Here is a 9,336-nt window from a genome sequence, read left to right as displayed (position 1 = left end):
CCCCTCCCCCCCCCCCCCCCCCCCCCCCCCCCCCCCCCCCCCCCCCCCCCCCCCCGCCCCCGTCCTTCGTGCGGGCCGCCCCCGACCCCGCTCTCGTCGCAGCGGCCCGCGCTGCCTACGCTGTGGACATGACGACCACGGAGCGACGGCGGTTCAGGTCCGGCACGGTGATCCTGGGCGGCATGGGCGTGCTGGCCGCCGCGCTGACCGCGTGCGGCTCCGACCCCGACAAGCGCTGCGTGGACCCGGACACCTACCGGACGCTCCCCGCCAAGGAGTGCGACGACAGCGGCGGCCAGGGCCGCTACTACTACGGCGGCAGCGTCCGGGGCGGGAAGGCCAAGGGCGGCAGCTTCGACAAGTCGTCGGTGAAGACCGGGGGCTTCGGCGGTCACGGCTCGGGCCACGGGTCCGGAGGCGGCTGATGCGGCGGCACGCCGTCGAGCCGCGCCCCGGCTGGCAGCGGATCGTGGAGGACCAGGGGGTCGTCTACCCGCTGACCCGTTATCCCGACGGCTCCCTGCGGCCGTACTGGGACGAGAGCGGCTACTACGAGTTCTCGCTCCCGGAGGTCGAGGCCCTGGAGGGGACCGTCGAGGAGCTGCACGCGATGTGCCTGGCCGCCGCGGAGCACATCGTGGCCGAGGACCGCTTCGGCGAGCTCGGCGTCCACGACCCGCGCCTGGCCGCACGGATCGCCGAGTCCTGGCGGCGGCGCGCCGAACTCCCCTCCCTCTACGGCCGTTTCGACCTGCGCTACGACGGGACCGGCCCGGCGAAGTTGCTGGAGTACAACGCCGACACCCCCACCTCGCTGGTGGAGGCGGCCAGTGCCCAGTGGTTCTGGATGGAGGACCGTTTCCCCGGCGCCGACCAGTGGAACTCCCTCCACGAACGCCTCGTCGAGGCGTGGCGGCGCCAGGCCCCGCTGCTGCCGCCCGGCCCGGTGCACTTCGCGCACACCGAGGCCGACGAGCTGGGCGAGGACCTGATGACGGTGGCCTACCTGCGGGAGACAGCCGAACAGGCCGGACTCGACACCCACGCCCTGTCCGTCGAGGCGATCGGCTGGGACGAGCTCGCCGGCCGCTTCGTCGACGACCGTCTGCGCTTCATCCGAAGCTGCTTCAAGCTCTACCCCTGGGAATGGCTGGTCGGCGACCCCTTCGGCGGCCACGTCCTGGACACCCTCGACAACGGCGGCGGCACCGGCAGCACCTGCTGGATCGAGCCCGCCTGGAAGATGCTGCTGTCCAACAAGGCCCTGCTGGCCGTCCTGTGGGAGCTCAACCCGGGCCACCCCAACCTGCTCGCCGCCCACCTCGACGGTCCCCGCGAGCTCGCCCGGACCACCGGCTGGGTCGCCAAGCCACTGCTCGGCCGCGAGGGCGCCGGCGTCACCGTGCACCGGGCGGGCGAGTCCGCGGTCCCGCGCCCCGACGGGCCCTGCTGCTACCAGGAACTGGCCCCGCTGCCCGCGTTCGACGGCAACCACGTGGTGCTCGGCGCGTGGGTCGTGGCGGACGAGGCGGCCGGGCTCGGCATCCGCGAGTCGGCGGGCCTGGTCACCGACACGTACGCGCGCTTCCTGCCGCACGTCATCCGCTGAGCGCGACCTCGGCGGGACTTGGGCGGGACGGGTCGCGGCGGTCCGGCGCGTCCACCGGACATGTCACCCCGGGCCGGGTGATGCCGTCCCCGTGACGCGGTGCCACCGGGGCCGGTCACGGGGCGGCTCCGCCGCCCGCGACGAGGGGTCCGGCACGCGCTGCGTCGTCGTCCGCACCGTCGGCAGTCCCTCGGCGCCCGCACGGGCCGGCTGACGCTGCGCGATCTCGGCGGCCGGCCCGTCGCGACCCGCACCGCCGTGGAGGCCGGAGCGGCGGCGCAGGGTGACCCGTCGGCAGCAGCGCGTGCGTGAACGCGCTTACCCCCTTGCCGTGCAGGGGAGTTACCATCAGAAACACTTTCCTCGACAGTAACTTGTGCTTCACCATGGGCAGCCCCGTCCCTCCAGGCCCTTCGACGTGTCCGGGTGGTCCGCCGTGTCCCAAACGCACCAAGCGCCCGTCTACGACGAGTTGTCCGACGCCGCTCTCACCGAGCGGGTACGGGCCGGCGCACCGACCGCCTACCCGGCGACCGAGGAACTGCGCCGCCGCCACCTCCCCGCCGTGCTCTGCTACGCACGGCTGTGCGCCCGCGGGCAGAGCGCCGCCGACCAACTCATCGCACAGGCCTTCGCGCTGGCCTGGCAGGAGGTGCACCGGGGGATCGACCCGCGCGGTCCCTGGCGGCACCGGCTGCTGATGCTCGTCCACCAGGCCGCCGCCGTGTGGGCGGGCGGCAGCCGCCGCGAACGGCTCGGCGACGAGTACGCCGCCTTCATCGACGACATCCGCGGCGCCGAGCAGCGCCTGCCCGGGCTGCCGGGCCTGCCCGTCCACCCTCGCCTCCATCTGGCCGAACGCTCCGTACTGCTCGGCGGTTTCGCCGTCCTGCCGCAGCACACCCAGGGCGTGCTGTGGCACGCGGTCGTCGAGCGGGAGAGCGACGCCGACGTCGCCCGCTGGACGGGCGACCGGCCCTCTGAGGTCCCGGACCTGACCGCCCGGGCCAGGGACGCGCTGCGCGATGCCTACCTGCGGACGTACCTGGACCGCAGCGAGGACCCCCGGTGCAAGGGCTTCGGCCGGCTCCTCGACGCCGCCGCGCGCCGCGACGACGCCCGGCAGAACGAGGACGTGGAGCAGCATCTGGCGCACTGCCAGGGCTGTTCCGGTGCGCTGGAGACGCTGGTCGCCCTCGAACGCGCCCCCCGGCCGCTGCTCGCCACGGCCCTGCTCGGATGGGCGGGACCCGCCTATCTGGCGGCCCGCTCGGCGCCCGCGCTGCCCGCCACCGCACCCGCCCCGCCAACGGCACCCACCTCCCGCCGGCGCCGCAAACCCGGCCCGCTGGAGCGGTTGCTGAGCCTGCGCGCCCGCTACCCCTCGCCCCTGGTCTCCCTGCTGCTGGTCGCCGCCGCCAGCCTGGCGGCCACCGGCCTGGTGTACGCGACAGGCGATCACCCCGCACCCACGGGCAACAACAGGGCACTGCCCCAGCCGCCGGCGGGTTCGGTCACGGTCACCGCGACCGCCACGCAGACCGTCACCCCGAGCCCGTCCGTCACCCCGAGCCCGTCCGTCACCCCGAGCCCGTCCGTCACGGCGAGCGCCTCGGCGACCCGGTCGCCCGTGCTGCCGACGCGGACGCCGGGCTCCGTCCCGCCGCGGAGGGTGCCGGGCAGCGGCTACGCCCAGATCGTCAACGACGCGACCGGTCTCTGCCTGGACGTACGGGACGAGGACTTCGACAAGGGCGACGACGTCATCGTCGCCGGCTGCGACTCCGGCTCGCCCTCCCAGCAGTGGCGGGTGGACTCCCGCGGCCTGCTGGTCAACGGCGCGGACTCCGCCTTCTGCCTGGACTCGCGCGGTGACACCGACCGCGGCCTCGGCATCTGGGCCTGCTCGTCGGTCGAGGGCGGCAACGCGCTGAACCTGCGGTTCCTGGTCGACTCACTGGGCCGGGTCCGCCCGCGGATCGACCTCGGCACCGCGATGCAGCCGGACGGCTCCGCCCCCGGCTCCACCCTCTCCTTCGCCACCGCCGGCACCGGCGGCGCGCAGCGCTGGCACGCCGGGTAGCCGGCCGATCCGGTCATGCGGTCCCGGGCGGCTCGGGCGGCGGGGTCTGCGCCCCGGGCAGCCGCACGACCGCCACGGTGCCGCCGCACTGCGCGGGGTGCAGGCCGACGGTACCGCCGAGCTGCTGCACCGTACGGGCCACGATCGACAGGCCAAGGCCCGAGCCGGGCAGGCTGCGGGCGGAGGCCGAACGCCAGAAGCGTTCGAACACGTGCGGCAGGTCCTCCGGCGGGATGCCCGGACCGTGGTCCCTGACCGTCAGCTCGCCGCCGTGCAGGTCCACCTCGATCGTGCCGGCCGGGGGGCTGAACTTCACGGCGTTGTCCAGGAGGTTGATCACCGCCCTTTCCAGTGCGGACGGTTCGGCCCGCAGGTACCAGGGGGCCAGCTCGGCGGTGATCTTCAGGTCGGGACCGGTACGCCGCCGCGCCCGCTCCAGAGCCGCCTCGACGACCTCGTGGAACGCCACGGTCTGCGAGGGCGCGCCGTCGTGCGCAGCGTCCGGACGGGACAGCTCCTGCAGATCACCGATGAGCGCCGCGAGTTCGCTCATCTGCGCCTTCACCGACAGCATCAGCTCCCGGCGGTCCTCCGGGGGCAGTTCCCGGCCGGTCAGCTCACTGCGTTCCAGCAGTTCGATGTTGGTGCGCAGGGAGGTGAGCGGGGTGCGCAGCTCGTGCCCGGCGTCCGCGATCAGCTGCTGCTGCAGCTCGCGGGAGGAGGACAGCGCGGCCGTCATCGAGTTGAAGGAGGCCGACAGCCGGGCGATCTCGTCGCGGCCCTCGACCGGGATGCGGACGCTCAGGTCCTCGGTGCGCGCGACGTGCTCCACGGTGTCGGTGAGCCGGTCCACCGGCTTCAGCCCCGCGCGGGCCACCCCGAGGCCGGCCGCGCTCGCGCCGAGCACCCCGATGCCGCTGACGGCCAGCAGGATCAGCGCGAGGGTGTTCAGCGGGCCGGTCACCTCGTCGAGCGGGCGGCCGACCGAGATCGCGGCCCGCTCCGTCCGCTGGCGGGAGTACTCGATCTGGGCGGCCCGCGTCAGCACCCGCATCTCCGTGCCGTCCTTCGTGGTCACGGTCTGCACGGCCTCCTGGGACTCCCCCCTGACGATCGCCAGGTCCGCCTCGGTCACCGGGAGCATCTCGTCGCCGAGCACCCAGCACCCCGTGCCGCTCTCGGTGACCAGCAGCACGGACGAGTGGTTGGGGTTGAAGGAGAGCGGCCCGCCGGACGTGTCGCTCTGGGGTTCGCTCAGGCATCCGTAGTCCCCGAGCACGCTCCGGGCGGCGGGGGCCGCGCTGCCCGGCGCGCGCAGCGACTCGTCCAGCTGGTCCATCAGCTGCTTCTGCACGATGAACCAGCAGGCCAGCGCGCACGCGGCCACCGCGACCGCGACGGCGGCCGCGGTGAGGATCGCCAGCCGGGACCGCAGGGGCAGGGAACGGAAGCGCGGGATGCGCGGCATCAGCCCTTGCCCTCCGCGGAGCGCAGCACGTAACCGACGCCCCGCACGGTGTGGACCAGCCGGGGCAGGCCGCCGCCCTCGGTCTTGCGCCGCAGGTACATGACGTACACGTCCAGGGAGTTGGAGCTCGGCTCGAAGTCGAAGCCCCAGACCGCCTTGAGGATCTGCTCGCGGGTGAGCACCTGGCGCGGGTGCGCGAGGAACATCTCCAGCAGGGTGTACTCGGTGCGCGTCAGCTCGACCGGTACGCCGGCCCGGGTGACCTCGCGGGTCGAGGTGTCCATCCGCAGGTCCGCGAAGGACAGCACGCTCTCGTCGCCGGTGTCGCCGCCCGGCACCGTCGCGTACGCGCTGCGCCGCAGCAGCGCCCGTAGCCGGGCCAGCAGTTCGTCCAGCTCGAAGGGCTTGACGAGGTAGTCGTCGGCGCCGGCGTCGAGACCGGTGACCCGGTCGCCGACCGTGTCGCGGGCGGTGAGCATCAGGATCGGCGTGGTGGTGCCGCCGGACCGGAGCCTGCGGGCGGTGGTGAGGCCGTCCATGCGCGGCATGAGGACGTCGAGGACGATCGCGTCGGGCCGGCAGGAGGCGACCTGGTCCAGCGCGGCCAGGCCGTCCTCCGCCAGCTCGGTCTCGTATCCCTCGAAGGCGAGGCTGCGCCTGAGTGCTTCGCGGACCGCGGGCTCGTCGTCCACGATCAGGATGCGGGCGGGGGCCTCGCCGTTCTCGCCGGGGCTCATGGTCTTCCACCTCGCGGGATGAGGGTCGTGGGAGAGGGGACGGGTGCTGCCGGGGTGCGGCGGGGTGCGCCGGTTCTCAGCCTCGCACGGCGGCGAGGCGGTGGGCCGCAATCGCCCGGCGGGCGTAGCGGCGCGCGTACCGGCGGGTCGTCGCGATCTCGGGCTCGCGGGCGGCCGGCTCCCGGTAGGGGATCAGTGCGCGGTCGGCGGGGCCGGACGGGACGGTCGCGGGGTGGAGAGAGGTGCTGAGGAAGACGTTCATGGTGCCCACATCCCTTCGATGCGGTGCGGTCAGCTGTCGCTGCCGCCGTTGCGCAGGGTGCCGAGGTCGGCCTTGAGGGTGTTCACCGGGATGGCGAAGCCGAGGCCGACGCTGCCCGCCTGGCCGGAGGTGGAGGAAGCGGCGGAGTACATGGCCGAGTTGATGCCGATGATCTCGCCGTTCATGTTGATCAGGGCGCCACCGGAGTTGCCGGGGTTGAGCGAGGCGTCGGTCTGGATGGCCTTGTACGTGGTCGTGGAGGGGCCGACGTCGCCGTTGTACCGGCCGCCGCCGAACTCGAACGGCCACCTGCCGGTCCCGCCGCCGGGCCGCTGCCCCTGGCTCTGGCCGGTGGGGACGGTGACGTCGCGGTCCAGCGCGGAGACGATGCCGCTGGTGACCGTGCCGGTCAGGCCCTCGGGGGAGCCGATGGCGACGACCTGGTCGCCGACCGAGACCCGGCTGGAGTCGCCCAGCGACGCGACCGGCAGGCCGCTCACATCCTCGGCCTTCACCAGCGCGAGGTCCTTGCTGCCGTCGGTGCCGACGACGCTCCCGGTGACCGTCTTGCCGGAGCTGAAGGTCACCTTGACCGAGTCCGCTCCGGAGACGACGTGGTTGTTGGTGACGATCTCGCCGTCGCCGGAGACGACCACACCCGAACCGGTCGACTCCCCGGCGCCCGACGTGGCGCTGATCTCCACGATGCTCGGACTGACGGCGGCGGCCACGGCCGCGACGCCGGTGCTGCCCGAGCTGCTGGTGCCGATCACCTTGGCCGGGGTGCCCGCCGCGGAGGGTGCGGCGGTCGCCCGTCCCACCAGTGCGGCCGCCCCGCCACCGATCAGCGCGGACACCAGCGCCACGGAGGCGACCAGGGCCACGGGCCGGCGCGTACGGGGCTTCGGGGCCCCGGTCGCGGCCGCCGCCATCGGCAGGAGCTGCCCCTGCGGCTGCTGCCGCCAGGCGTGGGGCGCCGGGTGCCCGTACGGGAACTGCGGCTCGTACGGCGGCCGGGGCGGGTACCCGCCGGCGCCGGGGGACTGCTGCGGCTGCTGCGGGTCGTAGGCGTCGTTGCGACGGGTGCTCTCGTTCATGCCTATGACTGTGCTCACCGAACATGAGAGCCGCCTGAGTGTGACCTGAGAACCGGGGCAGAGTTCCGTATGCCCGATATAAAGTACGAAGCCCCAGGTCAGGGCCTAGGCTTACACGGCCCGTAGACAGGCCGCCGACCGGGGCGGGCGGGGCCCCTCGCGGCCGGCGCGGCGGTCAGTGGCAGCCGCAGCTGCGCCGCACGACCAGCCGGGACGGGAACTGCCGCAGCCGCTCCCGCCGCGAGCCGGAGACCCGCAGCCCGTCGTCCAGCACCAGGTCCACCGCGGCGCGGGCCATCGCCTCACGGTCCGAGGACACCGTCGTCAGCGGCGGGTCGGTGAGCGCCGCCTCCTTGACGTCGTCGAAGCCGGCCACGGCCAGCTCGCCCGGCACGTCGATCCGCAGTTCGCGGGCCGCCCGCAGCACGCCGATGGCCTGGTCGTCGGTGGCGCACACGATCGCCGTCGGCCGGTCGGGGCGGGACAGCAGCTCCAGGCCGACCTGATAGGCGTCGTAGCGGTTGTACGGCGTGGAGAACAGGCGCCCCTCGACGGAGCGCCCGGCCTCCTGCATCGCGCGGCGCCAGCCCTCGACGTGGTCGGTGACGGGGTCGCCGGACTTCGGGGTGGCCTCGGTGCCGCCGAGACAGGCCACGTACTCGTGCCCGTGCTCCAACAGGTGCCGGGTGGCGAGCTGGGCGCCGCCGACGTCGTCCGTGACGACCGCGACGTCGTCGATCGCCTCGGGTCGACGGTGCATCAGCACGACCCGCGCGTCCCAGGCGTCTATCTCCAGGGCGGCGTGCTCGCTCAGGCCCTGGCTGATGAGGATCAGGCCGGACACTCGCATGCCGAGGAAGGCGCGCAGATAGTGCACCTCGCGCTCGTCGAGGTAGTCCGAGTTGCCGACCAGCACCATCTTGCCGCGCTCGGCGGCCGCCCTCTCGACGGCGTGTGCCATCTCCGCGAAGAACGGCTGCCGGGCGTCCGGCACGATCAGCCCTATGAGGTCCGTGCGGCGGCTCGCCATCGCCTGGGCCACCCGGTCGGGGCGGTAGCCCAGCTGCTTGATCGCCGCCAGGACGCGCTCGCGGGTGGCCGGTGCGACCGGCCGGGGTCCGTTGTTGATGACGTAGCTGACGACTGCGGTCGAGGTCCCCGCAAGCCTTGCCACATCGTCACGCGTCACCTTTGCCACGGGCCGAGTCTACGCGGGTACACCCGCGCATCCCACCGTCTGTCCACAGGCGTGACCACCGCGTGATCAGCCGTTCTGGGAGGCGGGGACGGCCGCCCCCTCGCCCGCCGCCTGCTCGGTCCGCGAGGCCGCCTTCTCCTCCGCCGTGCGCTCGCCCTTCTCCGGGGTCACGAAGCGGTAGCCGACGTTGCGCACGGTGCCGATCAGGGACTCGTGCTCGGGGCCGAGCTTGGCGCGCAGCCGCCGTACGTGCACGTCGACGGTGCGCGTGCCGCCGAAGTAGTCGTAGCCCCACACCTCCTGCAGGAGCTGGGCGCGGGTGAAGACCCGGCCCGGGTGCTGCGCGAGGTACTTCAGCAGCTCGAACTCCTTGAAGGTCAGGTCCAGGACCCTGCCCTTGAGCTTCGCGCTGTAGGTGGCCTCGTCTACCGACAGGTCGCCGTTGCGGATCTCCATCGGGCTGTCGTCGGCGCTGATCTGCTGGCGGCCCATGGCCAGCCGCAGCCGCGCCTCGACCTCGGCGGGCCCCGCGGTGTCCAGCAGGACGTCGTCGATGCCCCAGTCCGCGGTGACGGCCGCCAGGCCGCCCTCGGTGACCACCAGGACCAGCGGGCAGCCCGGCCCGGTGGAGCGGAGCAGCTGGCACAGCGAGCGGACCTGCGGCAGGTCGCGGCGGCCGTCGATGAGGATGACGTCGGCGCCGGGGGTGTCCACCAGCGCGGGGCCCTCGGCCGGGGCCACCCGAACGTTGTGCAGCAGCAGCCCGAGCGCGGGAAGCACCTCGGTGGACGGCTGGAGTGCGTTGGTCAGGAGGAGGAGAGAGCTCACCGGCCGCTCCCGTCGTTCATCGTCCGGTCATGCGTGTACCGCTTGCCCATTGCG

9 protein-coding genes are annotated in these 9,336 nt (G+C 73.7%); 3 read left to right on the top strand and 6 right to left on the bottom strand.

What is annotated here, in order from left to right:
- The first annotated feature begins 128 nt into the window (after window positions 1-128).
- The 3 genes from AC3EUJ_RS17325 to AC3EUJ_RS17315 all read left to right on the top strand — a co-directional run bounded on the left by AC3EUJ_RS17325 (window position 129) and on the right by AC3EUJ_RS17315 (window position 3,692).
- Window positions 129-425, top strand: a complete 297-nt coding sequence (locus AC3EUJ_RS17325; protein WP_431962176.1) for a hypothetical protein — start codon at window positions 129-131, stop codon at window positions 423-425.
- Window positions 425-1,609, top strand: a complete 1,185-nt coding sequence (locus AC3EUJ_RS17320) for a glutathionylspermidine synthase family protein (protein ID WP_431962174.1) — start codon at window positions 425-427, stop codon at window positions 1,607-1,609. Before AC3EUJ_RS17325 ends, AC3EUJ_RS17320 begins: the two co-directional genes overlap by 1 nt.
- A 436-nt stretch (window positions 1,610-2,045) precedes the next feature.
- Window positions 2,046-3,692 (top strand): ricin-type beta-trefoil lectin domain protein, encoded by a 1,647-nt coding sequence (locus AC3EUJ_RS17315; protein WP_431962172.1) that lies wholly within the window; start codon window positions 2,046-2,048, stop codon window positions 3,690-3,692.
- Between the two features lie 13 nt (window positions 3,693-3,705).
- On the opposite strand, the gene AC3EUJ_RS17310 is transcribed toward AC3EUJ_RS17315, so the two are convergent.
- The 6 genes from AC3EUJ_RS17310 to AC3EUJ_RS17285 all read right to left on the bottom strand — a co-directional run bounded on the left by AC3EUJ_RS17310 (window position 3,706) and on the right by AC3EUJ_RS17285 (window position 9,282).
- Entirely contained in the window at window positions 3,706-5,160 is a 1,455-nt protein-coding gene (locus tag AC3EUJ_RS17310; protein ID WP_431962170.1) for a sensor histidine kinase, read from the bottom strand.
- Window positions 5,160-5,897: a response regulator transcription factor gene (locus tag AC3EUJ_RS17305; protein WP_431962168.1), complete on the bottom strand. Its 738-nt coding sequence runs from the start codon at window positions 5,895-5,897 to the stop codon at window positions 5,160-5,162. The genes AC3EUJ_RS17310 and AC3EUJ_RS17305 overlap by 1 nt, the downstream gene beginning before the upstream one ends.
- Window positions 5,898-5,973: 76 nt before the next feature.
- Window positions 5,974-6,159: a hypothetical protein gene (locus AC3EUJ_RS17300; protein ID WP_089227694.1), complete on the bottom strand. Its 186-nt coding sequence runs from the start codon at window positions 6,157-6,159 to the stop codon at window positions 5,974-5,976.
- A 29-nt stretch (window positions 6,160-6,188) separates the two neighbouring features.
- Complete coding sequence (locus AC3EUJ_RS17295; protein ID WP_431962166.1) at window positions 6,189-7,256, bottom strand: S1C family serine protease; 1,068 nt, start codon at window positions 7,254-7,256, stop codon at window positions 6,189-6,191.
- Between the two features lie 175 nt (window positions 7,257-7,431).
- Window positions 7,432-8,454 (bottom strand): LacI family DNA-binding transcriptional regulator, encoded by a 1,023-nt coding sequence (locus tag AC3EUJ_RS17290; protein WP_431962164.1) that lies wholly within the window; start codon window positions 8,452-8,454, stop codon window positions 7,432-7,434.
- A gap of 66 nt (window positions 8,455-8,520) precedes the next feature.
- Window positions 8,521-9,282 (bottom strand): response regulator transcription factor, encoded by a 762-nt coding sequence (locus AC3EUJ_RS17285; protein WP_431962162.1) that lies wholly within the window; start codon window positions 9,280-9,282, stop codon window positions 8,521-8,523.
- Between the last annotated feature and the right edge of the window lie 54 nt (window positions 9,283-9,336).

The organism is Actinacidiphila sp. bgisy160 (assembly GCF_057707815.1).
This window is presented reverse-complemented; position numbering and strand designations above follow the sequence as displayed.